Consider the following 26,660-nt stretch of genomic DNA (forward strand, 5'->3'; position numbering starts at 1 on the left):
CATGAACTCCTATTAACCCCATATGGTTTAGTGTTGGTGCGCCCTATGGCAGGTATGGGGACCATGATGGTACGCGCAGGTCGTTGAACTGAGTCGGTATCACCGACCGTGCACGCCCGTTTGTTGATACCAGCATGAGTACACCCCGCCCCTGTTGACGGGTAGCATAAATTAACATAACGCCGTTGGGTGAGACCGTCGGGGACTCATCCAGTGACGTTTCTGTTAAAACTCTCAGGTTGCCGCGCTCAAGATCCTGCGTGGCAATCTGAAAATTACGGTAGCCCTCCTGACGGTGCACCATCACCATGGTGCGGCCATCCACGGACAGCTTGGCGTTGGCGTTGTAGTTGCCAACGAAGGTCAAACGCTCGGTATTACCCGAACTCAAATTCTGCTTGTAAATCTGCGGGCGCCCGCCGCGATCGGAGGTAAACACCAGCGTATCGTTACCCATCCAGGTCGGCTCGGTATCGATCGCGAAGTGGTTGGTCACCCGACGCAGCTGCTTGCTCGCCAGATCCATCACATAGATTTCCGGATTGCCGTCACGCGACAGCACGAAAGCCAGACGCGAGCCATCCGGCGACCAGGACGGCGCCCCGTTCAAGCCTTCAAAGCTGCTGATCCGTTCACGACGACCGGTACGAATATAGTGGATATAAATCTCCGGGCGACGCGACTCGAACGATACATAGGCAATCCGTTCACCGTCGGGCGAATAGCTCGGGCTCAGAATCGGTTCGCGCGATTGCAACAGGGTCACCGCACGCGCGCCATCGTAATCGCTGCGCTGCAGGGTGTAACGGGTGTTGTCGACCGAGAATCGCTCGGCCGCCACGTACAGCAACTTGGTATTGAAGGCGCCCTGAATACCGGTCAGCTCCTTGAACACCTCATCACTGAGATGGTGAGCGATATCCCGCAGCTGCGTGCGAGTACCACTGATCGAACGCGTCAGCACGACCTGCTCACGCACCACATTGTACAAACTGTAGGTCAGCGAAAACGCATCTGCCCCTGTGGCAGACACCTGCCCCACCACCACGTAGTCAGCCCCGATCATGCGCCAGTCGCGGGCATTGATTTCGCTGTCGCGGGTTGGATAGCTGAGCATGTTGCCGCGCGGAATCGGCGCAAACATACCCGAGTTGCGCAAATCGTTGGCGGTAATGTCCGCCATATCTTCCGGCAGCGGCGCGCTGCCCTGCCAGCCAAACGGCACCACGGCAATCGGCGTGGCCTTGTCGGTACCACGGGTAATCTCGATGGCGCCCTGGGCCAGCAGAAGCTGGGTAAAACACAGGGCGACCAGGCCTACCAGTACGTGCGTCAGTCTCTTCATCAGAATGCCAGATCCTCTGGTTTGAAGCGCAGCGTACGCTGTCGATACATGCGATCGAACGCTGCGGGATTTTCACGTGACAGTGTCTGCATTTCCGGGATGCGTCCCACATTTCTGACCGCCTGTACGGCGGACTGATCAAAACCGGCGTCCCCACTGGAACGCGTGACCACCACATCGGTGATCTGCCCTGTCGGCAGCATACTCAGCTGCACCTCAACAACCATGCCATTACGCGCGGTCGGCGGGCGGCGCCACTGCTGGCTGACATAGCGACGAATAACATCGTCGTAGCTGGCCGCAACCTGATCACCACTGCGATCAGCCTGGGCCATCTGGTACTGCGTATCTTCTGCCAGCAACTCGCTCAGGGCGCGGGCCTTGGCCTCTTCCTGGGCACGGCGCTCATTGGCCTGACGCTCCTGCTCGCGACGACGCTGCTCCGCTGCCTCCGCTGCCTTGCGCTCGGCTTCGGCTTCAGCCTTGCGACGAGCCTCTTCCTGCGCCTTGCGCCTTGCCTCTTCTTCGGCGCGCTTGCGCTCCGCCTCGGCACGCCGGGCTGCTTCAGCTTCTGCGGCCTTTTTCGCCTCTTCAACCTTGCGTCGCTCGGCGGCAGCAGCCGCCTCGGCCGCCTTGCGATCGGCCTCTGCCTGCGCCTGACGTTCCGCCGCTGCAGCGGCTGCCTGGGCTTGCTCCCTGGCCTTTTCGGCCGCGGCAGCGCGGGCAGCTTCGGCCGCTTGCTGCTGCTGACGCTGGGCTTCCATAGCCTCTTCTTCATGACGCGGCGCAGCTGTCTTCTGCGCCTCGCCGGCAATCTTCTGCTCAGTCTGCGTCACAGCCGGACTCATTGAATCCAGCTGCACCAGCGTGGCTTGCACAATCGGCTTGGCCGGCTCGAACTCAGGCGCACTGCTGAATGAAGCGAACAGCAGAATCGCCACCGCCAAATGCAGCCCTGCGGCCTTCAAAAACGGCGTCGAGTAGCGCTCGGACGCCGTAGGCCGATGTTGATATCGCGTGCTCACGGCGCCTCGGTAATCAGACCCACGTTGGGGACGCCTGCCTGCTGCAAGGCCCCCATGGCGGTCACAACCACGCCATAGTTGGCGTTCTTGTCACCCCGAATGTAGACCAGCGTGTCCGGTTTGGCGGTCATGATCTTGGTGACACCTTCGGTCATTTCGGCCAGCGATACGACGCTGTCGGAATGATTCTCGGTATCCACGCTCTCGCCCAGGTTCCAGTAGTAGGTACCATCAGCCAGCACCGACAGGGTCAATACCTGCTGGGTGCTATCCGACGGCAATACTTCGCTGGAAACCTGCGGCAAATCCACCTTCACGCCCTGATTGAGCATAGGCGCGGTGACCATAAAAATGACCAGCAGTACCAACATCACGTCGATGTACGGCACCACGTTCATTTCCGCGACCGGTTTGCGCTTTTGTCGCCGACCCTGCATGTGCATGCCCATAACGACTCTCGCTTACTCCTCGCGTGCGTGTACGCGGCGGTGCAGAATGCTGGAAAACTCTTCTGCAAAGGTGTAGTACCGGCCAATCAGCATTTCCGAACGGGCGGAGAAGCGGTTGTACGCAACCACCGCAGGAATTGCCGCAAACAGACCGATTGCCGTCGCCACCAGCGCTTCGGCAATACCCGGCGCAACGGTCGCCAGCGTCGCCTGCTGCACGGTCGCCAGCCCGCGGAACGAGTTCATGATCCCCCAGACGGTACCGAACAGACCTACATAAGGGCTGGTTGAACCGACGGTCGCCAGGAACGGCAGATGCTGCTCCAGCTTTTCTTCCTCGCGCGAAATCGCAACACGCATGGCGCGCTGCACGGCGTCCATCACCGCATCGGGATCCACACCCGACTGCTGACGCATGCGCGAAAATTCCTTGAAGCCGGCACGAAAGATCTGCTCCAGACCCGAGTTCTCATCCGGGGAGCCGGTGACCTGACGATACAGCTGGGACAAATCGACACCGGACCAGAAACGGTCTTCGAAATCATCCAGTGCGTTCTTGGCCCCGCGCATGACACTGCCGCGCTGAAAAATAAGCACCCACGACATCACCGATGCCGCCAGCAGCGACAACATTACCAGTTGCACCAGCACACTGGCGCCGGACACCAGGTGCCATATCGACATTTGGTCAGCCTGCACGCTCAGCTACTCCTCGCTTGTCCATCGAATCTTGACTCATTACCCGTTGATCTCGGCCCGGGCGGTGTTCTCGAATGCCGTACGCATGACTTCGGGAATCGCTCTCGGGCGATAGCGGTCGGCGCTGACGCAGGCGACCAGCACCTCACCTTCACACAACAACTCTCCCGCCCGAGTCACGCTCTGGCGGAAGCGAATACTTGCTCGCTTGGTTTCCAAGACAGTCGCAGTTACGACAAGTTCATCATCCAATCGTGCGGGCGCGTGGTAACGTGCCGTGACAGAGTGCACAACAAAAATGACGTTTTCTCTCTGCAGAGCGCTTTGATCAAAGCCCAGAGTACGGACCAGCTCCGTCCGCGCACGCTCCATAAACTTCAGGTAATTGACGTAGTAGACGATGCCACCGGCATCGGTATCTTCAAAGTAGACGCGGGCTTTCAGCTCGAACGGCGGCCCAGAACGTTCAACGCGCATAATGTAGAGCCAAGCAAGGGTTTTGCATAGTGGGTCTCCTGGCAAAATGCAAAATATTTTTTCAGGACGCGTCCGGCGCCGCCGGATCGTCAAACAGATCGGCTGCCGCCCCGGCCATCCGGGGCGGCAGTCTCAGACCAAAGTGCTGATAGGCGTGCCGCGTGACGACTCGACCACGGGGCGTGCGCATGATGAACCCCTGCTGGATCAGGTAGGGCTCCAACACATCCTCAATGGTGTGTCGTTCCTCGCCGATAGACGCCGACAGATTGTCCAGCCCGACCGGCCCGCCATCGAACTTTTCGATCATGGTGAGCAGCAGACGGCGGTCCATGTGATCAAAACCCTGCTCGTCCACATCGAGCAGGTTCAGAGCCTGATCCGCCACGTCCTGGCTGATGACACCGGCACCGCGCACTTCGGCAAAGTCCCGCACCCGGCGCAGCAGACGGTTGGCGATTCGGGGGGTACCGCGGGAGCGGCGGGCGATCTCGCGCGCGCCGCCGTCATCCATCTGCAAACCAAGAATGGCGGCAGAACGCGCCACGATGGTTGCCAGGTCGGCAACCGAATAGAATTCCAGCCGCTGCACAATGCCGAAGCGGTCGCGCAGCGGGTTGGTCAGCATTCCGGCTCGGGTGGTGGCCCCGACCAGGGTAAAGGGCGGCAGATCCAGCTTGATCGAACGGGCAGCCGGGCCTTCGCCGATCATGATGTCGAGCTGATAATCTTCCATCGCCGGATACAGAATCTCTTCGACGACCGGAGACAGGCGATGAATCTCGTCAACAAAGAGCACATCGCCCGCTTCCAGATTGGTCAGCAGTGCAGCCAGGTCACCGGCGCGCTCCAGCACCGGTCCGGAGGTGCTCTTGATCTTGGCACCCATCTCCTGGGCGATGATATTGGCCAGCGTGGTCTTGCCGAGACCGGGCGGCCCGAAGATCAGCACATGATCCAGCGCCTCGCCACGCCCCTTGGCCGCCTTGATGAACAATTCCATCTGCTCACGCACGGTCGGCTGGCCGATATATTCTGCCAGCTTGAGCGGCCGAATCGCGCGGTCAATGACTTCTTCCTGCTGCCTGGGCGTTGCCGCGATCAGGCGATCTTCTTCCAGCATGTCTTATCCATTCAAAGGGAACGCAACCAGTTCTGCACCGGATCTGCGCTACACCATGCCCCTGAGCGCACGGCGAATCAACTCTTCACTGCTCAGCCCGTCTTCCTCGACCGCCGCAACCGCCTTGCTGGCCTCCTGCGGCTTGTAGCCCAGGGCAATCAGCGCACTGACCGCGTCGGCACTTGGCTTGACCGGCGCATTGGCGATACCCGACGGGGCCGCCAGAGACACTGCACCCGGCAGCGCGTCCCAGGCCTTGAAGCGATCACGCAACTCGATCAACAGTCGCTCGGCAGTCTTCTTGCCAACCCCCGGCACCCTCACCAGGGCACTGACATCCTGATGCTGCACGGCCATCACCAACTCATCAACTTCCATGCCCGACATCAGCGCCAGCGCCAGCTTCGGACCCACGCCATTGAGCCTGATCAGTTCGCGAAACAGCTCTCGCCCGCGCTTGTCAGCGAAGGCATAGAGCAACTGCGCATCCTCACGCACAACCATATGGGTATGCAGGGTTACCTTCTCGCCAAGCGCCGGCAATTGATAAAACGTGCTCATCGGCGCATCCAGCTCGTAACCAACCCCTTGCACATCCAGCAAAATATGTGGCGGCTGTTTTTCCAGCAAAATCCCGCTCAAACGCCCTATCACCAGTGCTACTCCCTGAAAGTCAGATCAACGACGGCGCACACGGCCGGCGCGCATCGCCAGCGCGGCATTGCCCAGCTGCTGCTGCACACCGCTCATGTGGGCATGACAGAGGGCAATCGCAAGCGCATCGGCAGCATCGGCCTGCGGTGTACCGCCCAGACCCAGCAATTGGGTAACCATGTGCTGCACCTGCTTCTTGTCAGCCGCCCCGGTGCCGACTACCGCCTGCTTGACCTGGCGCGCACTGTACTCGTGCACCGCCAACCCGGCATTGACCGCAGCAACGATAGCCGCCCCCCGCGCCTGACCCAGCTTGAGGGCAGAATCCGGATTACGCGCCATGAACACCTGCTCGATGCTGACCACATCAGGCTGGTATTGACCAATCAGCTCCGACAGATAGTGAAAAATTTTCTGCAGGCGCTCCGGGAAGGCACCATCGCCCACCCGGATACAACCGGACGTCACATACTCCTGACGGCCAGCCGCGTGGCGGACAATACCGAAACCGGTTATCCGGGAGCCGGGGTCAATCCCCAGTATCAGCGCCATGTGTTATCCGTCAGCATGCGGGCCATAGAAAAAAGGGAGGCCCGCGCCTCCCTTACCTGCATCAGTATGCGCCGGCTCAACCCAGCTGTTCCATGATGTCATCGGAGATCGATGCATTGGAATAGACATTCTGCACATCGTCCAGATCTTCCAGCATATCGATCAGCCTGACCACCTTCTGCGCCGTATCCAGATCCAGCTCGGCCTGGGTCGACGGCACCATGGTGACCTCTGCCGACTCCGGGGCAAAGCCCGCCGCCTCAAGGGCATCGCGCACCGCACCGAACTCCTCGAAGCTGGTGAACACGTCAAAGGAGCCGTCATCGTTGGTGACGAAATCTTCCGCGCCCGACTCCAGCGCCACTTCCATCAGCGACTCTTCATCCGCATCGGCAGAAAACGTCAACTGACCGCGCCGGGCAAACAGATACGCAACAGAGCCATCGGTACCCAGATTGCCGCCGCACTTGCTGAACGCATGACGCACTTCGCTGACCGTGCGGTTGCGATTGTCCGTCATCGCCTCGACCAGCACTGCCACGCCACCGGCACCGTAACCCTCGTAAGTCAGCTCTTCCATGTTGTCGGCATCGTTGCTGCCGGCACCACGAGCAATGGCGCGATCGATGGTGTCACGGGTCATGTTGGCGCCCAGCGCCTTGTCGACCGCCGCGCGCAAACGCGGGTTGTCAGCCGGGTTACCGCCGCCGACCTTGGCGGAAACGGTCAGCTCACGAATCAGCTTGGTAAAGATCTTGCCCCGCTTGGCATCCTGAGCCGCCTTGCGGTGCTTGATATTGGCCCATTTTGAATGACCGGCCATAAAACCAACTCCAGATAACAGAATCCCCGCCGAGCCAACGGCACTGCGGGGACAAGGAACTTACTCAGCCTTGGGCTGTTCACGCAGACGAATGTGCAGCTCACGCAGCGACTTGTTATCCACCTCACCCGGCGCCTGGGTCATGACACAGGCAGCGCTCTGGGTTTTCGGGAAGGCAATCACTTCACGAATCGACTGCGCGCCGGTCATCAGCATGACCAGACGATCCAGACCAAAGGCCAGACCACCGTGCGGCGGCGCGCCGTACTTCAGCGCATCCAGCAGGAAGCCGAACTTCTCCTGCTGCTCGTCTTCGCTGATGCCCAGCACACGGAATACGGTCTGCTGCATGGTCTTGTCGTGGATACGAATGGAACCACCGCCCAGCTCGGTACCGTTCAGCACCATGTCGTAGGCACGCGACAGCGCAGCAGCCGGATTGGCTTCCAGCTCGGCAGGTGTGCACTTGGGCGCGGTGAACGGGTGGTGCATCGCGGTCAGGCTGCCGTCGTCGTTCTCTTCGAACATCGGGAAGTCGACCACCCACAGCGGCGCCCATTCGCAGGTGAACAGATTCAGATCGTGACCGAGCTTGATACGCAGCGCGCCCAGTGCCTCGGATACGATACGCGCCTTGTCTGCGCCAAAGAACACGATGTCGCCATCAACCGCGCCAACGCGATCCAGAATCACATTGATGTTGTCCAGCGGGATGTTCTTGACGATCGGCGACTGCAAGCCTTCTACACCTGCTGCGCGCTCGTTGACCTTGATGTACGCCAGGCCCTTGGCACCATAGATGCCGACGAACTTGGTGTAGTCGTCGATCTGCTTGCGCGGCATGCTCGCACCGCCCGGAACGCGCAGCGCGGTCACGCGGCACTTGGGATCATTGGCCGGGCCTGCAAACACCTTGAACTCGACGTCCTTGAGCTGATCTTCAACATCCACCAGCTCCAGCGGGATACGCAGGTCGGGCTTGTCGGAGCCGAAACGGCGCATGGCTTCGGCCAGTGACATGTGCGGCAGCTCGCCAAACTCGACATCCAGCACTTCCTTGAACAGGTTGCGCACCATGGTCTCGGTGATATCCATGATGTCTTTTTCATCGAGGAAGCTGGTCTCGATGTCGATCTGGGTGAATTCCGGCTGACGGTCTGCGCGCAGATCTTCGTCGCGGAAGCACTTGGCGATCTGGTAGTAACGGTCGAACCCGGCAACCATCAGCAACTGCTTGAACAGCTGCGGCGACTGCGGCAGGGCGAAGAAGCTGCCCGCATGGGTGCGGCTCGGCACCAGGTAGTCACGCGCACCTTCCGGGGTGGCACGAGTCAGAATCGGGGTTTCCACATCGAGGAAACCATTGTCATCCAGGTAACGGCGAATGCTGGAGGTGATGCGCGAACGCAGCTTCAACTTCTCGGCCATTTCAGGGCGACGCAGGTCGATAAAGCGGTAGCGCAGGCGGGTTTCCTCGCCCACGTCGGTATATTCGTTGAGCGGGAACGGCGGCGTCTCGGCCTCGTTCAGCACCTCAAGCTCGTAGCCCAGTACCTCGATGGCGCCCGACGCCATGTTGGCGTTGCGTGCACCTTCCGGACGCAGGCGCACCTTGCCGGTTACCTTGACCACATATTCGCTGCGCACACGGTCAGCCTTGGCAAAGGTTTCAGCGCGGTCCGGATCAAACACCACCTGGGCCAGGCCTTCGCGATCACGGATATCAAGGAAGATGACCCCACCATGGTCACGGCGACGGTGAACCCAGCCGCAAAGAGTTACTTCCTGATCCGCCAGCGATTCGTTCAGCTGGCCGCAATAGTGGCTACGCATCATGGTATGGTGCTTCCTGTGGTCGGCAAATTCGTTGCGATAGGATGCGTTGCGACGGTACACGCGCAAGGCACCCAAACAAAACGCCATACTATACCGGAAACTTGCCCCGCTAGGGAGTCCGCCCCGGCATGCTCACAGCACCCGGGAACCTCTGGCGATGGTGGACATCGGAGTAAAGAGATATACCGCAGCGACGACACATCCAGCAGCGCCGCAGCGGTACAAACAGCAATACAAGCAAGGAGCCAAAATGAAAATCGATATCGGCATTACCGAAACTGATCGCGCGCAAATCGCTGAAGGCCTGTCACGCCTGCTGGCAGACACCTACACCCTGTACCTGAAAACCCACAATTTTCACTGGAACGTCAAAGGCCCGATGTTCCAGACCCTGCACCTGATGTTCGAAACCCACTACACCGAACTGGCACTGGCAGTCGACGAAATTGCCGAGCGCATTCGCACACTGGGCTTCCCGGCGCCGGGTACCTATCGCCAGTTCGTCGAATTGAGCAGCATCAAGGAAGAAGAAGGAGTACCGGAAGCGAAGGAAATGATTCGCCTGCTGGTCGAAGGTCACGAAGCCTGCGTACGCACCGCGCGCAGTATTTTTCCGCAATGTGACGAGGCCCATGACGAACCCACGGCCGATCTGCTGACCCAGCGCATGCAAACCCACGAAAAAACTGCCTGGATGCTGCGCAGCCTGCTGGAAAGCTGATCAGGTCGACAGCCCCGGCAACCGGACGCCCGACTCCGTTTGGAGGCCGGGCGTTTTCAGGTTAGAGTGCCCCGGCGGCTCAAGCTATGAGCCGCACCAAGCAGCATGATCACAATACCAACAGCACTCTATTTACGGTGAGCCTCTTGAAGACCCTTCGTTATTTGCACCTTTTCATCGGTGCTGCCGCCCTGCTGGCCGGCCTGTTCGCCAGCGTCCCGTTCCTGACCCCGTCAGCACCGATCAGCTACCCTGGCCTGCTGGCCATTCTGACCGGCCTGATCAACCTGCAGCAATTCGCCCAGCAGCGAACAGCAGACCGCGGCATGGCCGGCGGCGTTGCCCTTGTCGGCTCGGCCCTGCTGATCGTCTCCGCGTGCATCCCGTTCGGCGCGTTGCTGATCCACCCGCTGTTTGCCGACTGGAGCATCTGGGCACTCAGCGCCGCCATTACCGGCGTCTGCCTGCATACCCTGATCGTACTGGTGCAGGAACTGGCTGCCATTCAACGCGCCCCGCGACCGGCCAAAAAGGCAGCCAAGCCCAAAGCATCCAGCAACGGTGGCAGCGGACGAGAAAACGGCACTGTCAAATGGTTCAACACCAGCAAGGGTTTCGGCTTTATTACCCGCGATGACGGCGGCGATGTCTTTGTCCACTTCCGGTCTATTCAGGGCGAAGGTCATCGAGCCCTGCAGGAAGGCCAGCGCGTGTCCTACGTGGTTGCCAATCGCGACAAGGGCCTGCAGGCCGAGGATGTCACCATCCTCAACGAGCGCAAGCGCTGAACACTTCGCCTCAGTAATGGGGCGGCGGTGCTTCCTCCCCGGCGTCGCCGGGGATCTGCGCCGCCAGATCAGCCTGCCGCTTGGCCACCAGCTCCAGCGAGCGGCGCAGGCGATCCAGCTCAAACTGCTGCGCCGCCAGCGCATCGTTCAACGCCTGAATGGTGTCATCCTGAAACGCCAGTCGCGTTTCCAGCTCATCCACCCTTGCCACCAATTGATCCTGCGTCATTTTTCCTCCTCAACGAACCCGCATTCGCCGCGCAGAGCAATCCTCACCTTATCCAGAACTGCTTGCAGCGCCGCGGCTTCATAAGGCTTGACAGGCAACTTGCCCCACACCGGGGCCGGCCATGCCGGATCCGTTTGATATCGCACAATGTGATGAACATGCAGCTGGGGCACCATATTACCCAAGGCAGCAATATTCAGTTTGTCTGCTGCAAAGTTATCCGCCAGCAATGCGGCAAGCCGATCGGATTCCCGATGAAACTGAGCCCGGTCGTCGTCGGCAAGTTCAAATACCTCACGCATTTGCGCCCGCCGCGGCACCAGAATGAACCAGGGATATTGACTGTCGTTCAACAGCAAAACACGACAGAGCGTAAAGTCTCCGACAACCACACAGTCCTTCTGCAGCTGTGCATGCAATTCAAACATCCGAATCCGCCTCAGAATCAATAAACTTTAAAAACGTCTCAAACAGGGATAAATCAAACGCTTTTCCGGTATTTACGCACACTGCGTATAAAAAAATGCACACAAGGTATCGCCATTTGTGGCGCAATATTTTATAGACATTCCCCGACAAAACGCTGTTTTTTAAGGCGCTTGCTTTCGCCATTGGCACATCGGTGCTTAAATATAGAGCGAAAACAAGAAACCAGGCCGCTAGAGCCTAAAGGATTTCTTTATATCAAAGGAGCACACCAATGAAGAACGCAGTTAAATGGAGTACGCTCGCACTGGCAGTTGCCGCTGGCAACGGCCTGATTGCAAGCCAGGCAATGGCAGAGGGCGAAGGCTTCGTGGAAGGCGCTTCCGCCACCCTGAGCAACCGCACTGTTTACTTCAACCGCGATTTTCGTGACAACACTGCCGGCCAGAGCAAGGCAGACGAGACCGCTACCGGCTTCCTGCTGAACTTCCAGTCCGGCTTCACCCAGGGCCCGATCGGCTTCGGTGCCGACGTTCTTGCCATGCAGGGCATCAAGCTGGACAGCGGTCGCGGCCGTTCCGGCACACGCCTGCTTGAGCTGGACGATGACGGTTCAGCCAAGGATGAATATTCGGAAATCCGCGGCGCTGTGAAAGTCGCCATTCTGGAAGACACCGTTGTACGCTATGGCGTCCATCTGCCGGAAAACCCGGTTGCCTACTACGACGACGCCCGTCTGCTGCCGAACCACTACCAGGGCTACAGCATCACCAACAGCTCCATCGACGGTCTGTTCGTCGAAGCCGGTCGCCTGACTGATCGCAGCGAGAGGAACGACTCCAGCGAAACCGATGGCGCGCTGCGTGAAGACGAGAACCTGACCTACGCTGGCGGTACCTACAGCTTCAACGACAACCTCAGCGTCTCGCTGTACGGTGCAGAAGCCGAAGACTTCTATGATCGCTACTTCGTGGGCGCCGACTGGACCCTGCCGCTGAGCGAAGGCACCAGCCTGAGCACCAGCCTGGCGTACTATGACACCAGCGACGAAGACAGTACCGACGGCGATGAAGTAGACAACCAGGCAGCGTCCCTGTCGGTTACCCTGAACACCGGCTACCATGCGTTCGGCGTTGCCTACCAGCAGATGCGCGGTGATGCTGGCTACTACTACACCGATGGCGACATCTATCTGGCCAACTCCATCCAGTACCTTGACTTCAACGCCAAGGACGAGAAGTCGTATCAGGCTCGCTATGACTACGACTTCGCCGGCATGGGCATCCCGGGCCTGAGCTTCATGACCCGTTACATCACCAGCAGCAGCATCGATACCGACTATGTCGGCATTGATCGCGACTCCCGCTGGGAGCGTAACACCGAGCTGCAATACACCGTACAGAACGGCTTCCTGGAAGGTCTGAATGTGCGCTGGCGTAACGCCACCATCCGTCAGGATGCCAACCTCGACGGCGGCGACGTCGACGAGAACCGCCTGATTGTTGGTTACACCTGGACTCTGCTGTAAGCCTCCAGGTACTTGGGAAAACCCGGCTCCGGCCGGGTTTTCTGTTTCTGCGTCTCTCACCCACCGCACTGCCGCGCGGGCTGTACGGCTTACCGGCACAATCGTACAATACCGCCCAAATTGCCCGTCACATCAGGACACCTGTTTCCCATGCGTACCAGTCAATATCTGATTTCTACCCTCAAGGAGACACCCTCCGACGCCACCGTCATCAGCCACCAGTTGATGCTGCGTGCAGGCATGATCCGCAAAATCGCCTCCGGCCTGTACACCTGGCTGCCGATGGGGCTGCGAGTGCTGCGCAAGGTAGAAGCTGTAGTGCGTGAGGAGATGGACAAGGCCGGCGCCCTGGAAGTGCTGATGCCAGCCATCCAGCCAGCAGAGCTGTGGCAGGAATCCGGTCGTTGGGAGCAATACGGCCCGGAGCTGCTGCGCCTGAAGGATCGCCACGACCGCGACTTTTGCGTAGGCCCGACCCACGAGGAAGTGATCACCGACCTGGCCCGTAACGAGATCACCAGCTACAAGCAGCTGCCGATCAACATGTACCAGATCCAGACCAAATTCCGTGACGAAATTCGTCCACGTTTTGGCCTGATGCGCGGCCGTGAATTTCTGATGAAGGATGCCTACTCCTTCCATCTGACCCAGGAGTCGCTGCAGCAGACTTACGACGGCATGTACCAGGCCTACTGCAACATCTTCAGCCGCCTGGGCCTGGAATTCCGCCCGGTAGTCGCCGACAACGGCTCTATCGGCGGTGAAGGCTCGCACGAATTCCACGTGCTGGCAGACTCTGGCGAAGACGCGATCATCTTCTCCGACACCGGCAGCTACGCCGCCAACATGGAGAAGGCCACCGCTCAACTGCCGCAGGGCGAACGCCCGGCTGCCAGCCAGCCGATGACACTGGTCGATACCCCGGACCAGCTGACCATCGCTGCGGTCAGCGAATTTCTCAAGGTGCCGGCCGAGCAGTCGGTCAAGACCCTGATCGTGCTTGGCAGCGAAGAGGAAGGCAAACCCCAGCCGCTGGTGGCGCTGGTACTGCGCGGCGATCACGAGCTGAACGAGATCAAGGCCGAGCATCTGCCCGAAGTGCACGCGCCGCTGACCTTCGCCAGCGAAGCGCAAATTGTTTCTACCATTGGCTGCAAGCCCGGCTCCATTGGCCCGGTCAAGCTGCCGATCACCGTCATTGCCGACCACAGCGCTGCTCATCTGGCGGACTTCGTCTGCGGTGCCAACGTCGACGGCAAGCACTACACCGGCGTGAACTGGGAACGTGACGCCCAGTACACCCGGGTTGCCGACCTGCGCAATGTCGTCGAAGGCGATATCAGCCCGGACGGCAACGGCACACTGGTGATCAAGCGCGGCATCGAAGTGGGCCACATCTTCCAGCTGGGCCAGAAGTACAGCCAGGCAATGAACTGCACCGTGCTCAACGAGCAGGGCAAGAGCCAGACCCTGATCATGGGTTGCTACGGCATTGGCGTTTCCCGCGTGGTGGCCGCCGCTATCGAACAGAACTACGACGACCGCGGCATTCTCTGGCCGGACGCCCTGGCGCCGTTCCAGGTTGCCCTGATCCCGATGAAAATGGAAAGCTCCGAAGCCGTACAGCAGGCGACCATGGCACTCTACGAAGGCCTGCAGGCCGCCGGCGTTGAGGTACTGCTGGATGACCGCGACAAGAAAACCAGCCCCGGCGTCAAGTTTGCCGACATGGACCTGATCGGCATTCCGCACCGCGTGGTCATCAGCGACCGCGGCCTGGCTGAAGGCCAGCTAGAGTACAAGTATCGTCGCGATCAGGACGCCACCAGCGTGGCTGCCGATCAGATGCTGAACTATCTGCTGGAGCGCATTCAGGGAAAATGATGCCGCGCCGACTGGATGCCCTTACCGGCAGTCGCCTGCTGTGGGCCAGCGCCTTGCTGGCCACACTGCAAGCCTGCAGCGTAAACGAACCCCAAGAACCCGCGTCCGGCCATATCGAACGCGAGCTGCTCAGCCACACCCTGCATATCGAGACCGGCGAGCCCCGGGTACTCGACACGCCACATCGCAGCATTCGCATCAGCGAAAACCGGCTGTTCCGGGTCAGCCAGTACGATGCCGGTGGCACCCTGCTGGACCAGCACCGTCAGTATCAGAGTCTGCCCTGGGCGAACCGCACGGTGGATATCCAGCTCGGTGAGCTGCAGGTCCAGCGCGAGACAGACAGCGAAGGCACGTTCCGTCTCAACCTGCTTGACGAAGACATCGTACCCGTCGACTTCGATCAGCTCCGCACCATTGAGTTCGACGCGCGCGCCAGCGCAGAAGTCCACGCCGAAGCAGTGCTGCTGGTTGACCGCGAGTTACGCACGGTACTGCATGAAGCCTCGGAGCTGATCTACGACAACCTTGAGGAAGACGACGTAGAGCAGTGGGTCAAGCGCATTCACCGGTTAAGCGAGCTGGGACTCAAGGAAGAAGCCAGTCAGCTGGAGAACATGCTGATTCTGCTGACCACTGGCGACCCGCACCTTCAGGGCGAGTTCATCCAGGCCCTCGACAACAGTCTGCAGCATCAGGAGTAAGGCATGCGCCCAGGGATGGTGCTGTTTCTCCTGAGCTGGCTGGCGTGCAGTCAGCTCCAGGCGTCGACCGAACCGACACCGGTAGACCCCGAGCTGCGCGCCGAGCTGATGCGCACCATTGCCAGTGCCGACAGTTTCCAGGATCGCTTTGACGCCGAAGTCTGGCTACTCGACATGTCGACCCGCATGGCCCCCTTCATCCCCGACGAGCAGGCACGGCTGCGACTGCTGCGACTGGCTCACCAGGCCGCCAAGCGCGCCGGACTAAAGCCGGATCTGGTGATTGCCGTGATGCACGCCGAAAGCCTGTTCGATCCCTATGCGCTGTCGTCCGTTGGGGCCCAGGGCGTCATGCAGGTCATGCCGTTCTGGAAAGCGGAGATTGGTCGGCCGGACGATAACCTGATTGATCTGGCGACCAATCTGCAATACGGCTGCACCATCCTCAAGTTCTATCTGGACAAGGAGAATGGCAACCTGCGTCGCGCGCTGGCGCGCTACAACGGCAGTCTGGGAAGCAACCGCTACCCCGACCGCGTACTCGATTACTGGTACAGCTACTGGTACGTCAAGGACTGAATCAGAGCTGAACAAAGCCGGCTATGTCCTGCCAGACGCAGGCTTCCAGCTCGACACGCTCAACCTCTGCGCGCGCCGGGCCGCGCTGCAGCCAGCCGGACATCGCTTCCAGCGCATCCTCGGCTCCACACAGCAGCACCGCGACGCTGCCGTCCGACTGATTACGCACCCAGCCACTGATCCCCAGACGTGAAGCCTCGCGCACCGTCGCCTGACGAAAGCCGACTCCCTGCACCTTGCCCACTACCCGCCCTTGCAGACAGATATCACTCATCGCTCACTCCCCCGCTTCGGTTGCCATCAACGGCTTCAAGTCATCGTAATGCTGCGGCCCCTGCAATGTAGCCAGGATCGCGCCCTCGCCATCCAGCAAGTAGGTTGTCGGCAGCACCTGTGGGCGCGGCAGACCGTAGGCACTGGCAAACTCGGCTCCCAGCACCGGAAAGCGAATATCCATTCGCGTGACAACCGCCTGCAACTGCTCACCAGTGGCGCCATCATAATCAATGCCGATAACCCCCCCGCGCGGCAACTCGGCGGCCAGACGATTTAGCTCCGGCAGTTCATCCCGGCATGGTGCACACCACTCGGCCCAGAAATTGACCAGCACGCGCTGGCCCTGCAGCTGCTCCCGGTCCAGCGCCACGCCCTGATGATCAAGCCAGCCAACCGAACGATCACAGCCGCTCAGCAGCAGCGCGGCGCTGAGCAACAGCATAAATCTGCACAGTGTCATGTGGTCTCCTTCTTCGCCGAAACAGCGGCCGGCACAGCGGCCGAAAGGGAGTCGCCCAGCAGCCACTGCCGTACACTCCCCTGCAGCCGCGCCCTGCGCGCCTGATCCGCCTCCGCCAGCGCTTCACTGAAAGCCGGATACCAGTCCTCGCCCGCCGGCAGCGCCGCTGGCAGCTCCTCATGGGTAACCGGGGGCACCGGCATACGCTCCAGAAGCCGGTTCAGCTCCAGCGTGTCCGGATCCCGGCAGAGTACAAAGCTGCCATTCTGAGTTCGAGTCACGACCTGCTCACCCTCCAGCCAATCGGTCAGCTGCAGCCACAACTCCTCGTGCATCACCCAGCCGGCGGCGTTGACCCGTGCCTGGTCCACCTGCTCCCCGCGCTGCTGGGCGATGAGAAAAACCCGCAACAGCACCAGCAGATTGATCATCCACGGATACTCCGGGCGACGCCAGGCATGACCATTACCCAGATTACTGACCAGCTCGGCGCCCAGCAGGATGATCAGCCAGCTGACATAAATCCACAGCAGAAACAGTGGCACTGCGGCAAACGCACCGTAAATCAGCTGATAACCGGGGAACAGTTTGACGTAGACCCCAAAGCAGGCCTTGGCCGCCTCGAACAGCAGCGCAACAAACACGCCACCGACCAGACCATAGCGCAGAGGCACGCGGGTGTTGGGCACCGCAACAAAGATCAGCGTAAAGGCAGCGATGCTGAGCAGGACTGGCAGCAACAGCAGGACCTGACTCCAGACCGACCCCAAGAGTGCGCCCTGCTGAAACAGCGAGATGGAAGCGATATAGGTACTGACGACAAAGCCGGCACCGAGCAACAACGGCCCGATACTCAACACCGCCCAATAGAGCAGAAAGCTCGACAGGCCCCGGCGTGGCTGGCGAATCCGCCAAATGGCGTTAAACGCCTTTTCGATGTTCACCAGCATCAGCAACGCGGTAATCATCAACAACGCAACACCCACACCGGTCAGCTGCCGGGCCTGGGTCGAAAACTCGCTCAAATGACGCTGCAACGCTTCGCCACTGGCAGGCAAAAAATTCTTGAAGATGAACGCCTCAACCTGCCCGCCCACCTGATCGAACGCCGGGATCGCCGCCAGCATGGCGTAGGCCACCGTCATGACCGGCACCACCGCAAACAGCGTGGTATAGGTCAATGCGGCCGCATTCTTGATGCAATTGTCTTCGAGAAAGCGGCGCACCAGATAACGAACGAAATGCAGAAACAGATTCAGTTGGCGCGGCATTCCATCTCCCTGACAGCCCGAGGCATTAACGCTTAGAATACCCCCCAACCCTGACTCAGGCCACCGTCACACGGAGCACCTCCCGATGACCACTACCATCTTTCACAATCCGCGCTGTTCCAAATCCCGTCAGGCACTGGAACTGCTCGAGCAGCGTGGTACCGAGATCGACATTGTTCGCTATCTGGAAACCCCGCCGGACGCCGCCACCCTGGTTGACCTGCTCGAACGCCTGGGGCTCAGCGCCCGCGAACTGATGCGCAAGGGCGAAGATCCGTATAAGGAACTGAATCTGGACAACCCCGAGCTGAGCGAAGCGCAGCTTGTGCAGGCCATGGTCGACTACCCGAAGCTGATCGAACGTCCGATCGTCATCCATGACGGCAAGGCGGTTGTCGGGCGCCCGCCCGAGCGCGTGCTGGAGCTGTTCGCATGAGCCAGTCCGGGTACGTTCTAGTGCTGTATTACAGCCGTCATGGCGCAACCGCCGAGATGGCGCGACTGATTGCCGAGGGTGTCGAGCAGAGCGGTATCGAGGCGCGGGTTCGCACGGTGCCGCCGGTTGCGCCCGAGACCACAGCCAGTCTGCCACCGGTGCCGGAAGATGGCGCCGTCTATTGCACCAGCGACGACCTCAAGCACTGCTCGGCACTAATTCTTGGCAGCCCGACCCGCTTCGGCAACATGGCTGCCCCGCTCAAGCATTTTATTGATGGCACCAGCAGCCTGTGGCTGGCCGGCAACCTGAACGGCAAACCGGCTGCGGTATTCACCTCCACCGCCAGCCTGCATGGCGGCCAGGAAGCCACGCTGCTGTCGATGCAGTTGCCGTTGCTGCACCACGGCATGCTGCTGGTCGGATTGCCGTACAGCGAAAGTGCGCTGACCGAAACCCGCGGCGGCGGCACGCCCTACGGCGCCAGCCACCATGCCGGCGCACAGGGCGAACGCCGGCTCGATAACCACGAAAGCCAGCTGTGCCGCGCACTCGGCAAACGGGTCGGCAGCATCACCCGCCAGTTGGCAGCAGGAGCACAGATCGGTGGCTAGAGAGAAAAAACCCCTGCCGTCGCTGGCCTACCTGCAACCGCGCTGCCGCGTCAGCCGGCTGATCGCGCTGGTCGGCTATGCCGGACTGGTGCTTGGCATGCTCGGCTACAACCTGCTGGTGGCCGATCTGCACGGCGCCAATCCGGTGATTATCATTGGCGTTCAGCTGCTGCCACTGCTGATCTTCCTGCCCGGCATTATCACCGGCCACGTGCGCACCCACGCCTGGCTCAGTTTTGCCATCAACCTGTATTTCATTCAGGGCGTGCTGATCTGCTTTCAGCCCGGACGCCTGGGCTACGGGCTGTTCATGGCCGGGTTCAGCGTGCTGTATTTCGTTGCGGCGCTGTACTACATCCGCTGGAGCTTTCAGGCGCAACGCGTCGAGCGAGGGGAAACCTGAGCGGAGCCGCCCGGGCAGATACGCGGGAGCTGCGGCTACCAGCCCATCTCCCGCTTGACGAAGGGAATGGTCAGACGGTGCTGATCGCGCAGCGATGCCTGATCCAGCGTCTCTAGCGCAGCAAACAGCTCACCCATGCCGCGGGCACCCCGACTGAGAATGTAGCGAGCAACATCGTCGCCCAGTTGCAGGCCGCGCTGGGCCGCACGCAACTTGAGCACCTCCTGCTTGCCCTCATCGTCCAGCGGCTGCAGCTGGAATACCAGCCCCCACCCCAGTCGCGACTCGAGATCGGGCAGCTTCAGCCCCAGCGCTCTGGGTGCAGCCGCAGCAGCCACCAGCAGTCGACCGCCCTGCTCACGCAGGCGGTTGTAGAGATGGAACAGCGCCTCTTCCCAGTCAGGCCTGCCGACCACTGCCTCCAGCTTGTCCAGACACAGCAAGTCGACCGACTCCATCCCTTCCAGCAGCAGCGGACCTTCGTCAGCCAGCTCATCGAGCGGCAGATACATGGCCAATCCGCCCTCGTCTGCCAGCGCATGACACGCCGCCTGCAGCAAGTGGGTGCGACCGGTACCCTCGGTTCCCCAAAGAAACAGGCAACACTCAGGCACCGCCGACTGCAACGAAGCGAACGCGCGGGTTGCCGCCAGCACGGTGGCATTGGGCCCCGGGTAGTAGCTGGCGAAGGTCGCCTCGTCCCTCAGTTTAATCCCCAGCGGCAGTTGAACGGGTTGTCCTGCAGACATCAGCGCTGCTCTTCCTCATCCAGTTCGACACGCACGGTGTCGACTTCATAATTTTCCGCCAACGGTTCGCCATAAGCGGCCGAGGCGCGATAGTGCCGATAGACATGGCGCAGCAGCACCATGACATCCGCCGCAATCGGCAGCGCCAGCAGGATACCGACAAAACCGAACAACTGCCCGCCGGCAAGGATGGCAAAGATAACGGCGACCGGGTGCAACCCAATACGATCACCCACCAGCAGCGGCGTCAGCACCATCCCTTCAATCATCTGGCCGACACTGAACACCGCTACCACTGCGACCAGATGGAACAGGTCACCAAACTGGAATACCGCAGCGATCAGCGCCGCACAAATACCGACAAAAAAGCCCAGGTAGGGCACGATACTGGCCAGACCGGCGAGCATCCCGATCAGCAGCGCCAGATCCAGACCGACCAGCCAGAGGCCAAGCCAGTAGATAACGCCCAGACAGGTCATAACCAGCAACTGGCCGCGAATGAACGCGCCGAGCACCTCGTCGCACTCTCCCAGCAGCTTGACGATCAGCGGCTCCTGACGACGGGGCAACATCTCCCGGCACCGGGCGACGATCACATCCCAGTCGCGCAGCAGGTAAAACCCGACGACCGGAATCATCACCAGATTGGCCGTCCAGGTGACCAGCGCCATGGTCGAACGGGTGGCCTGCGCAATTACCGTAGCCAGCACGCCACCGGTTTTGCCGAGATTGTCGGCAAGACTCTCGCGCACGCTATCGAGCCTGAAGTCAGAGACCTGCACACCAAGCCGTGCTTCAACCCAGGGCAAGGCGGCGCTGTGAAACCAGTCGATCATCGCTGGCACATTCGAGCGCAGGGTGGCGATCTGGTGCCCCAGCAGGGGAATCAGTATCAGCAGCGCCGCGATCAATATGCCCGTCACCACAGCAAAGACCACAACTACGCCGAGGGTGCGGGACAACCCGCGCGCTTCCAGTCGATCAACCAGCGGGTCACCCAGGTAAGCCAGCAGCATGCCAATCAGAAAAGGCGCCAGAATGGGCTGCAGAAAATAGATCAGTGCCAGCAGCGCCGCGAGGCCAGCGGCCCAGTACCAGCGATAGTCCGAGGTCATGGTGTCGTCCTTAAAAGCCTCTGGATAGGCCGCCCAAGCGCGACCTGCGCTCAGCGCCAGCGATAATACAGGGTATCGCCCTGCTCTGCCGCCTCCGCTGAAGACGGCGCCGTTTCAGCCAGCGACTCGGTCGGCGCCGTTTCGACCTCGGGAGCATCAACCTCGACAAGGCGCTGGTCCAGCATCAACATGCGCTCAAGCTGGGCACGGTCGCCGGCAAAGTCGACGCGGAAACGTACCTGATCGTCCTGCACCGACAACAGACTTGGCAGCGTCTCCATGCCCAACTGCTGCAAGGTGCGCTGCAGATCGGCAAAGGCATCAATACTGTTGATGCCGCTGACCTCCAGCACCCAGCCCGCTACCGGCGCAGCGCTGGATACGCCACCCACCGCATACTGCTGGTGTACCTCGGCGGCTACTGCCCGCATCAGCTCGTCGGCCACGGCCAGCGGATCCGGATTCTCAGCCTTGCCGGTCAGCTTGCGATCATTGAGCCAGAAGGTCCAGCTCAGCGCCCAGCTGTCGTCCTCCCGAGCGACTGTCAGCGCCAGCACGCCCTCGCTGGCGTAACGCTGGCTGGCCTCTGCCAGCACCGCCTGATCGGCATCAAGCACATCCTGTTCGCTGACACCGGCACGATCCTGCAGATCGGCCAGTGGTTGAGTCAGCACCACGCCCCGATACCGGGCCGCAGTCTGCAATGCCTGCCCCATTTCGCCTGAGGCAGCCAAAAAATCCTGACTGTAAGCGTCGCCTTCTACCGCCCAGACCAGTATGCCGGGCCGATTGCGACCCAGTACCGGCACCTTCGCCTTGCCCAGCGCGTCGCGCAGCAGAAGCGGGTCAAACTCGACACGCAGCGCCCCATCCTCACCCAGCGAGCCAATCTGTCTGGTCACCTGGCCAGGCTGCGCCAGAATCTCGGCCAGCGGGCCGCTGTCGACTTTGGCGTTTGCACCGGCAAGCCGCTCCAGCATCACCTGCGCGGCCACCTGCAATTGGGCAGCCTGATCAGCCTCTGCGCGCGGCGGCACATCAACCTGGTACAAGGATTCAACGACTGCAGCCTGCGACAGCAGGGGCAGACAGAGAGAGAAAAGGCCAATACAGGCGTTGCGCAACAGAGGCATGAACACTTCCGTCAGGGTAGCTGGGCGTTCTCACAGCCATGACGCTGCGAAGGTTTTGACCCGCTACATTAAACAAGCCTTGCAGGCGCGGCAACCGGCTTGCCGCAGGCCAGCGCCGCGCAAGGCACGCAGCACGTCGGCAGACCGCGTTCGGCATGGCTCTGCCGGGCATGACTTGGTAGACTATGCCGCTATTCGAAAGCGCCTGCCCGCACAGCAACCAAGGCGTGTCGAGACCTATCCTTTTTTTCACAGTTCGAGATCCGCTCATGAGCAGCCAGACGCCTTCCAAACCCTCGATCAGCTACAAAGACGCCGGTGTGGACATCGCCGCCGGTAACGCCCTGGTCGACCGTATCAAGCACGTTGCCAAGCGCACCGCGCGTCCGGAAGTAATGGGCGGCCTGGGTGGTTTCGGCGCCCTGTGTGAAATTCCCGAAGGCTACCGCCAGCCGGTACTGGTTTCCGGCACAGACGGCGTCGGCACCAAGCTGCGTCTGGCCATGGACCTGAACATGCATGACCAGATCGGCATCGACCTGGTTGCCATGTGCGTCAATGACCTGGTGGTCTGTGGCGCCGAGCCGCTGTTCTTCCTCGACTACTACGCCACCGGCAAGTTGAACGTGGACGTTGCCGCCCAGGTTGTAACCGGCATCGGCGCCGGCTGCGAACTCGCCGGCTGTGCTCTGGTTGGCGGCGAAACCGCCGAGATGCCCGGCATGTACGAAGGCGAAGACTACGATCTGGCCGGTTTCTGCGTTGGTGTGGTCGAAAAGGCCGACATCATCGACGGCAGCAAGGTCATCGACGGCGACACCCTGATCGCCCTGCCGTCTTCCGGCCCGCACTCCAACGGTTACTCGCTGATCCGCAAGATCATCGAAGTCGCCGGTATCGACATCCACAGCACCCAGCTCGACGGCAAGCCACTGAGCGAACTGCTGATGGCGCCGACCCGCATCTACGTCAAGGCCCTGCTGCAACTGATCAAGCAGACTGGCGCCGTGAAAGCCATGGCCCACATCACCGGTGGTGGCCTGCTGGAGAACATTCCGCGCGTTCTGCCGGAAGGCTCGCAAGCAATCATTGATCTGGCCAGCTGGCAGCGTCCGGCCGTGTTCAACTGGCTGCAGGAGCAGGGCAATGTTGACGAAACCGAAATGCACCGCGTGCTGAACTGCGGCGTGGGCATGGTCATCTGTGTGGCTGCGGAACAGGCCCAAGCCGCTCTGCAAAGCCTGCGCGACGCTGGCGAGCAGCCCTGGGTGATTGGCCGTATCGCCAGCGGCGCGGACGGCGCCGAAGCGGTTGTTCTGCAGCACGGCAACTAATATCGTGCGCAGCCGTATTGTTGTCCTGATCTCCGGGTCAGGCACCAACCTGCAGGCACTGATCGACGATCTCGCCGGCGCCGACGCGCCAGCCGAGATCGTTGCAGTCATTTCCAACAAGGCCGAGGCCTATGGACTGGTACGCGCCAGCAACGCCGGCATCCAGACCCGTGCCCTCGACCACCGCGAGTTTGCCGATCGGGCAGCCTTTGATCGGGCGCTGATCGCTGAAATTGACGCCTTTCAGCCGGATCTGGTGCTGCTCGCCGGCTTCATGCGCATTCTCACTGCCGACTTTGTGACACATTACCGTGGCAGGCTGCTCAACATTCACCCCTCGCTACTGCCCCGCCACAAGGGCCTGCAGACCCATCAGCGGGCACTGGATGCGGGTGATGAAGAGCACGGGGCCAGTATTCATTTCGTCACCGAAGAACTTGATGGCGGTCCGGTAGTCATACAGGGACGCGTAACCGTTCATCCTGACGACGATGCCGCCAGTCTGGCGTCCCGCGTACAGGTAAAGGAACACGCTTTGTACCCGCTCGCGGCGCGCTGGTTTGCAACCGGGCGCCTGCGCCTGGAAGGGGATCAGGCATGCCTCGATGGCACGCCCATTCCGCCCAGCGGGTTAAGACTGGAAGACATCGAATCCGGCAGATGAGAAAAGACCAGATGCATGCCAACACGACTATTAAAAAGATAACGCACAATCGATTCATCAAGCCCCTCGCGGCCCTGCTCCTCGGCTTGAGTGCCAGTGCCGCCGGCGCTATCGAGCTGCAGCCGTTCAGCGCCAGCTACGCCGCCGACATGAAAAACATTCCGGTCAACGGCGAAGCCATTCACAGCCTGCAAGCCAATGATGACGGCAGCTGGAACCTGTCTTTCAGTGCCAGCATGTTTGTTGCCCGGCTGACCGAGCAAAGCACGCTGCGGGTAGCCGACGACCGGATTCAACCACTGACGTATCACTACGAGCGTCGCGGCCTGGGCCGGGGCAAGGAAATCCTGCAGCACTTCGACTGGCCCCAGGCGCAGGTGACCGGCACCTACAAGGGTGAATCGTTCAGCCTGCCAACCGAACCCGGCCTGCTCGACAAGACTACCTACCAGCTTGCGCTGCAGGCGGATCTGGCCGCCGGCAAGACAGACATGACCTACCGCGTAGTCGACGGCGATGAAGTGGAAGAATACGCGTTCCGAGTGGTTGGCGAAGAACGGGTCACCACCAAAGCCGGACAGTTTGATGCGGTAGAGGTTGAACGGGTACGCGAGCCCGACGCCCGCCGCGAAACCACTCTGTGGTTTGCCAAGGACTGGAACTACCTGCTGGTGCGCCTGAGCCAGATCGAAACCGACGGCCAGCACTATCAGATCATGCTCAAGGAAGCGACCGTCAACGGCCAGACCGTGACCGGCATACCGGTGAGCCACAAGTAACAAGGCGACGCCTGATCGGCGGACACCTGTGTTGGCCTGATGCCGCTCTGATGGACACGCCTTCGGCTTAGTCCACCCTAAGCTAGGGCGCCAGCCCGCAGGGCGAACCAAGCGCAGCGTGTCCGCCGTTGTCCCGCCAGCCCGCTCGACCTCTGTGAAAAATCAAAAAAAACCGCGACAGCGCAAGCTGCCGCGGCTTTTTTAATCAGCTCGATCAGGCCTTGGTGAAGCGACCACCAGCTTCGGCCAGCTTGACCAGACCGGCAGCGGGCTTCCAGAACTCGCCACGCTCGGCTTCCAGCGCGCGGATTTCGGCCAGCACCTTGTCCAGACCCAGGCTGTCGGCGTACGCCATCGGACCTACGCGGTCAGCCGGGAAGCCGTAACCAAAGCGGTAAACGCGGTCGATGTCTTCAGCGGATTCGGCGAAGCCTTCGTCCAGAATGCGCGCACCTTCGTTGACCAGCGCCAGGATGCAACGGGTCACGATTTCCTCGGCAGATACGTCACGGGCGGTGTAGCCGGCTTCTTCAGCCACTTCACGGGCCATCATGTCGGTTTCCGGATCGTGGATCGCCTGACGGCTGCCTGCTTCGTACTTGTAGAAGCCGTGGCCGCTCTTCTGACCGAAACGCTCCATTTCACACAGCTTGTTGTCCAGCCACACGATCGGCTCGCCGCGACCGATGCCGGCCAGCTGACGGGAACGCCAGCCCAGGTCAACACCCACGACGTCGTACATGCGGTAGGGGCCCATCGCCATGCCGAAGCCCTGCAGCGCCTGGTCGACTTCCCACGGGGTGGAACCTTCCAGTACCACTTCGCGGGACTGGCGGGAGTATTTTTCCAGCATGCGGTTGCCGATAAAGCCGTGGCAGTTGCCGGCCAGGACTGCTTCCTTGCCGATCTTCTTGCCAACAGCCAGGCAGGCGTCCATGACGTCCTGGGCAGTAGCCTTGCCACGAACGACTTCCAGCAGCTTCATGATGTGCGCCGGGCTGAAGAAGTGCAGACCCAGAACCTGGGTCGGACGCTGGGTCGCGGACGCGATTTCGTCGATATCCAGATAGGAGGTGTTGGTGGCCAGAATCGCGGACGGCTTAACCGCCTTGTCCAGCTCGGCGAAGATCTTTTTCTTCAGATCCATGTTTTCATAGACGGCTTCAACCACCAGGTCCATGTCGGCCAGATCTGCGTAGTCCTGGGTGGTGCTGATACGGGCAACACGCGCCTGCGCTTCGGCATCGTCAAAACGCTCCTGGGCAACCGAGCGCTTGTAGACCGCGGCGATCTCGACCAGGCCCTTCTCCAGCATCTCGCCATTGACGTCCAGCCAGGTGACCGGGTAACCGGCGTTGACGAAGTTCATCACGATGCCGCGACCCATGGTGCCAGCGCCGATAACGCCAACTTTCTTGATATCTTCAAACGCAGCCATGTCAGCTACCTCCGGATAATGTGAGCAAGATGAAGTGCAAAGACTGTTCGGTGTGCAAAGGCGGCCCACCGGCCGTTCTGCGGGGACCGATACAGTACGCAAATTGCGTCCGGATTGGACCCCCGCCAAACTGATAAAACTTATTC

At 60.7% G+C, this 26,660-nt stretch carries 31 protein-coding genes; 12 read left to right on the plus strand and 19 right to left on the minus strand.

The features are described from left to right. Positions 1-43: 43 nt before the first annotated feature. The 10 genes from tolB to aspS all read right to left on the minus strand — a co-directional run bounded on the left by tolB (position 44) and on the right by aspS (position 8,983). Complete coding sequence (tolB, locus tag O5O48_RS00190; protein ID WP_269687791.1) at positions 44-1,345, minus strand: Tol-Pal system beta propeller repeat protein TolB; 1,302 nt, start codon at positions 1,343-1,345, stop codon at positions 44-46. Then, the gene (gene tolA / locus O5O48_RS00195; protein WP_269687792.1) at positions 1,345-2,370 is read right to left on the minus strand and encodes a cell envelope integrity protein TolA; all 1,026 of its coding nucleotides are present in this window, start codon (positions 2,368-2,370) and stop codon (positions 1,345-1,347) included. Before tolA ends, tolB begins: the two co-directional genes overlap by 1 nt. After that, positions 2,367-2,807: a protein TolR gene (gene tolR / locus O5O48_RS00200; RefSeq protein ID WP_269688735.1), complete on the minus strand. Its 441-nt coding sequence runs from the start codon at positions 2,805-2,807 to the stop codon at positions 2,367-2,369. Before tolR ends, tolA begins: the two co-directional genes overlap by 4 nt. A gap of 24 nt (positions 2,808-2,831) precedes the next feature. Further along, entirely contained in the window at positions 2,832-3,503 is a 672-nt protein-coding gene (tolQ, locus tag O5O48_RS00205) for a protein TolQ (protein ID WP_269688736.1), read from the minus strand. Positions 3,504-3,557: 54 nt separating this feature from the next. Then, positions 3,558-3,995 (minus strand): tol-pal system-associated acyl-CoA thioesterase, encoded by a 438-nt coding sequence (gene ybgC / locus O5O48_RS00210; protein WP_269687793.1) that lies wholly within the window; start codon positions 3,993-3,995, stop codon positions 3,558-3,560. A gap of 61 nt (positions 3,996-4,056) precedes the next feature. Further along, positions 4,057-5,118 carry a Holliday junction branch migration DNA helicase RuvB gene (gene ruvB / locus O5O48_RS00215; RefSeq protein WP_269687794.1) on the minus strand — a complete coding sequence of 354 codons (1,062 nt, stop codon included), beginning with the start codon at positions 5,116-5,118 and terminating at the stop codon, positions 4,057-4,059. Between the two features lie 48 nt (positions 5,119-5,166). Beyond that, positions 5,167-5,772, minus strand: coding sequence for a Holliday junction branch migration protein RuvA (ruvA, locus tag O5O48_RS00220; protein ID WP_088275542.1), 606 nt, complete (start codon positions 5,770-5,772; stop codon positions 5,167-5,169). Positions 5,773-5,796: 24 nt separating this feature from the next. Continuing rightward, entirely contained in the window at positions 5,797-6,324 is a 528-nt protein-coding gene (gene ruvC / locus O5O48_RS00225) for a crossover junction endodeoxyribonuclease RuvC (RefSeq protein ID WP_269687795.1), read from the minus strand. Between the two features lie 76 nt (positions 6,325-6,400). Next, positions 6,401-7,147 (minus strand): YebC/PmpR family DNA-binding transcriptional regulator, encoded by a 747-nt coding sequence (locus tag O5O48_RS00230; RefSeq protein WP_269687796.1) that lies wholly within the window; start codon positions 7,145-7,147, stop codon positions 6,401-6,403. Between the two features lie 60 nt (positions 7,148-7,207). After that, positions 7,208-8,983, minus strand: coding sequence for an aspartate--tRNA ligase (gene aspS / locus O5O48_RS00235; protein ID WP_228246393.1), 1,776 nt, complete (start codon positions 8,981-8,983; stop codon positions 7,208-7,210). A gap of 250 nt (positions 8,984-9,233) precedes the next feature. Here aspS and O5O48_RS00240 point away from each other — a divergent pair, with 250 nt between their 5' ends. Both O5O48_RS00240 and O5O48_RS00245 read left to right on the plus strand, forming a co-directional pair. After that, complete coding sequence (locus O5O48_RS00240; RefSeq protein WP_088275548.1) at positions 9,234-9,704, plus strand: Dps family protein; 471 nt, start codon at positions 9,234-9,236, stop codon at positions 9,702-9,704. A gap of 146 nt (positions 9,705-9,850) precedes the next feature. Continuing rightward, complete coding sequence (locus O5O48_RS00245; protein ID WP_269687797.1) at positions 9,851-10,492, plus strand: cold-shock protein; 642 nt, start codon at positions 9,851-9,853, stop codon at positions 10,490-10,492. Between the two features lie 10 nt (positions 10,493-10,502). On the opposite strand, the gene O5O48_RS00250 is transcribed toward O5O48_RS00245, so the two are convergent. Both O5O48_RS00250 and O5O48_RS00255 read right to left on the minus strand, forming a co-directional pair. Continuing rightward, complete coding sequence (locus O5O48_RS00250) at positions 10,503-10,721, minus strand: SlyX family protein (RefSeq protein ID WP_088275553.1); 219 nt, start codon at positions 10,719-10,721, stop codon at positions 10,503-10,505. Further along, positions 10,718-11,149: an HIT domain-containing protein gene (locus O5O48_RS00255; protein WP_233049248.1), complete on the minus strand. Its 432-nt coding sequence runs from the start codon at positions 11,147-11,149 to the stop codon at positions 10,718-10,720. The genes O5O48_RS00250 and O5O48_RS00255 overlap by 4 nt, the downstream gene beginning before the upstream one ends. Before the next feature lie 272 nt (positions 11,150-11,421). Between O5O48_RS00255 and O5O48_RS00260 the strand changes: the two genes are divergently transcribed. The 4 genes from O5O48_RS00260 (at position 11,422) to O5O48_RS00275 (ending at position 15,842) form a co-directional block, all read left to right on the plus strand. After that, positions 11,422-12,675, plus strand: a complete 1,254-nt coding sequence (locus O5O48_RS00260) for an OprD family porin (RefSeq protein WP_269687798.1) — start codon at positions 11,422-11,424, stop codon at positions 12,673-12,675. A gap of 150 nt (positions 12,676-12,825) precedes the next feature. Continuing rightward, the gene (locus tag O5O48_RS00265) at positions 12,826-14,559 is read left to right on the plus strand and encodes a proline--tRNA ligase (protein WP_228247357.1); all 1,734 of its coding nucleotides are present in this window, start codon (positions 12,826-12,828) and stop codon (positions 14,557-14,559) included. Then, entirely contained in the window at positions 14,559-15,263 is a 705-nt protein-coding gene (locus O5O48_RS00270) for a hypothetical protein (protein ID WP_228247356.1), read from the plus strand. The genes O5O48_RS00265 and O5O48_RS00270 overlap by 1 nt, the downstream gene beginning before the upstream one ends. 3 nt (positions 15,264-15,266) lie before the next feature. Continuing rightward, entirely contained in the window at positions 15,267-15,842 is a 576-nt protein-coding gene (locus O5O48_RS00275; protein WP_088275563.1) for a lytic transglycosylase domain-containing protein, read from the plus strand. 1 nt (position 15,843) lies between these two features. On the opposite strand, the gene O5O48_RS00280 is transcribed toward O5O48_RS00275, so the two are convergent. Genes O5O48_RS00280 through O5O48_RS00290 form a run of 3 tightly spaced genes read right to left on the minus strand, consistent with a single transcriptional unit; the run spans position 15,844 to position 17,849 of the window. Continuing rightward, positions 15,844-16,116 (minus strand): acylphosphatase, encoded by a 273-nt coding sequence (locus O5O48_RS00280; RefSeq protein ID WP_088275567.1) that lies wholly within the window; start codon positions 16,114-16,116, stop codon positions 15,844-15,846. Positions 16,117-16,119: 3 nt separating this feature from the next. Further along, entirely contained in the window at positions 16,120-16,578 is a 459-nt protein-coding gene (locus O5O48_RS00285) for a TlpA family protein disulfide reductase (RefSeq protein WP_228247354.1), read from the minus strand. Then, positions 16,575-17,849, minus strand: a complete 1,275-nt coding sequence (locus O5O48_RS00290; RefSeq protein WP_233049243.1) for a YihY family inner membrane protein — start codon at positions 17,847-17,849, stop codon at positions 16,575-16,577. Before O5O48_RS00290 ends, O5O48_RS00285 begins: the two co-directional genes overlap by 4 nt. A gap of 85 nt (positions 17,850-17,934) precedes the next feature. Here O5O48_RS00290 and arsC point away from each other — a divergent pair, with 85 nt between their 5' ends. Genes arsC through O5O48_RS00305 form a run of 3 tightly spaced genes read left to right on the plus strand, consistent with a single transcriptional unit; the run spans position 17,935 to position 19,302 of the window. Then, complete coding sequence (arsC, locus tag O5O48_RS00295; RefSeq protein WP_269687799.1) at positions 17,935-18,285, plus strand: arsenate reductase (glutaredoxin); 351 nt, start codon at positions 17,935-17,937, stop codon at positions 18,283-18,285. After that, positions 18,282-18,899, plus strand: a complete 618-nt coding sequence (gene wrbA, locus O5O48_RS00300) for an NAD(P)H:quinone oxidoreductase (RefSeq protein WP_269687800.1) — start codon at positions 18,282-18,284, stop codon at positions 18,897-18,899. The genes arsC and wrbA overlap by 4 nt, the downstream gene beginning before the upstream one ends. Continuing rightward, a complete protein-coding gene (locus O5O48_RS00305; RefSeq protein WP_088275577.1) occupies positions 18,892-19,302 on the plus strand; it encodes a DUF2069 domain-containing protein in 411 nt (136 codons plus the stop codon). Before wrbA ends, O5O48_RS00305 begins: the two co-directional genes overlap by 8 nt. A 35-nt stretch (positions 19,303-19,337) precedes the next feature. Here the strand turns inward: O5O48_RS00305 and hda are convergent, their stop codons facing one another. Genes hda through O5O48_RS00320 form a run of 3 tightly spaced genes read right to left on the minus strand, consistent with a single transcriptional unit; the run spans position 19,338 to position 22,299 of the window. Then, positions 19,338-20,051, minus strand: a complete 714-nt coding sequence (gene hda / locus O5O48_RS00310) for a DnaA regulatory inactivator Hda (RefSeq protein ID WP_088275579.1) — start codon at positions 20,049-20,051, stop codon at positions 19,338-19,340. Beyond that, the gene (locus O5O48_RS00315) at positions 20,051-21,166 is read right to left on the minus strand and encodes an AI-2E family transporter (protein ID WP_269687801.1); all 1,116 of its coding nucleotides are present in this window, start codon (positions 21,164-21,166) and stop codon (positions 20,051-20,053) included. Before O5O48_RS00315 ends, hda begins: the two co-directional genes overlap by 1 nt. A 50-nt stretch (positions 21,167-21,216) precedes the next feature. After that, positions 21,217-22,299, minus strand: coding sequence for a DUF2066 domain-containing protein (locus O5O48_RS00320; protein WP_269687802.1), 1,083 nt, complete (start codon positions 22,297-22,299; stop codon positions 21,217-21,219). Between the two features lie 269 nt (positions 22,300-22,568). On the opposite strand from O5O48_RS00320, the gene purM reads away from it, so the two are divergent. Genes purM through O5O48_RS00335 form a run of 3 tightly spaced genes read left to right on the plus strand, consistent with a single transcriptional unit; the run spans position 22,569 to position 25,076 of the window. Then, positions 22,569-23,633 carry a phosphoribosylformylglycinamidine cyclo-ligase gene (gene purM, locus O5O48_RS00325; protein ID WP_088275585.1) on the plus strand — a complete coding sequence of 355 codons (1,065 nt, stop codon included), beginning with the start codon at positions 22,569-22,571 and terminating at the stop codon, positions 23,631-23,633. A 4-nt stretch (positions 23,634-23,637) separates the two neighbouring features. Further along, positions 23,638-24,297 carry a phosphoribosylglycinamide formyltransferase gene (gene purN / locus O5O48_RS00330; protein ID WP_269687803.1) on the plus strand — a complete coding sequence of 220 codons (660 nt, stop codon included), beginning with the start codon at positions 23,638-23,640 and terminating at the stop codon, positions 24,295-24,297. Between the two features lie 11 nt (positions 24,298-24,308). Then, a complete protein-coding gene (locus O5O48_RS00335) occupies positions 24,309-25,076 on the plus strand; it encodes a DUF3108 domain-containing protein (RefSeq protein WP_088275589.1) in 768 nt (255 codons plus the stop codon). Between the two features lie 214 nt (positions 25,077-25,290). On the opposite strand, the gene O5O48_RS00340 is transcribed toward O5O48_RS00335, so the two are convergent. Next, the gene (locus O5O48_RS00340) at positions 25,291-26,514 is read right to left on the minus strand and encodes a 3-hydroxyacyl-CoA dehydrogenase (RefSeq protein WP_088275591.1); all 1,224 of its coding nucleotides are present in this window, start codon (positions 26,512-26,514) and stop codon (positions 25,291-25,293) included. Positions 26,515-26,660 lie beyond the last annotated feature (146 nt).

The organism is Halopseudomonas sp. MFKK-1, assembly GCF_027474385.1.
Taxonomy (GTDB): Bacteria; Pseudomonadota; Gammaproteobacteria; order Pseudomonadales; family Pseudomonadaceae; genus Halopseudomonas; species Halopseudomonas aestusnigri.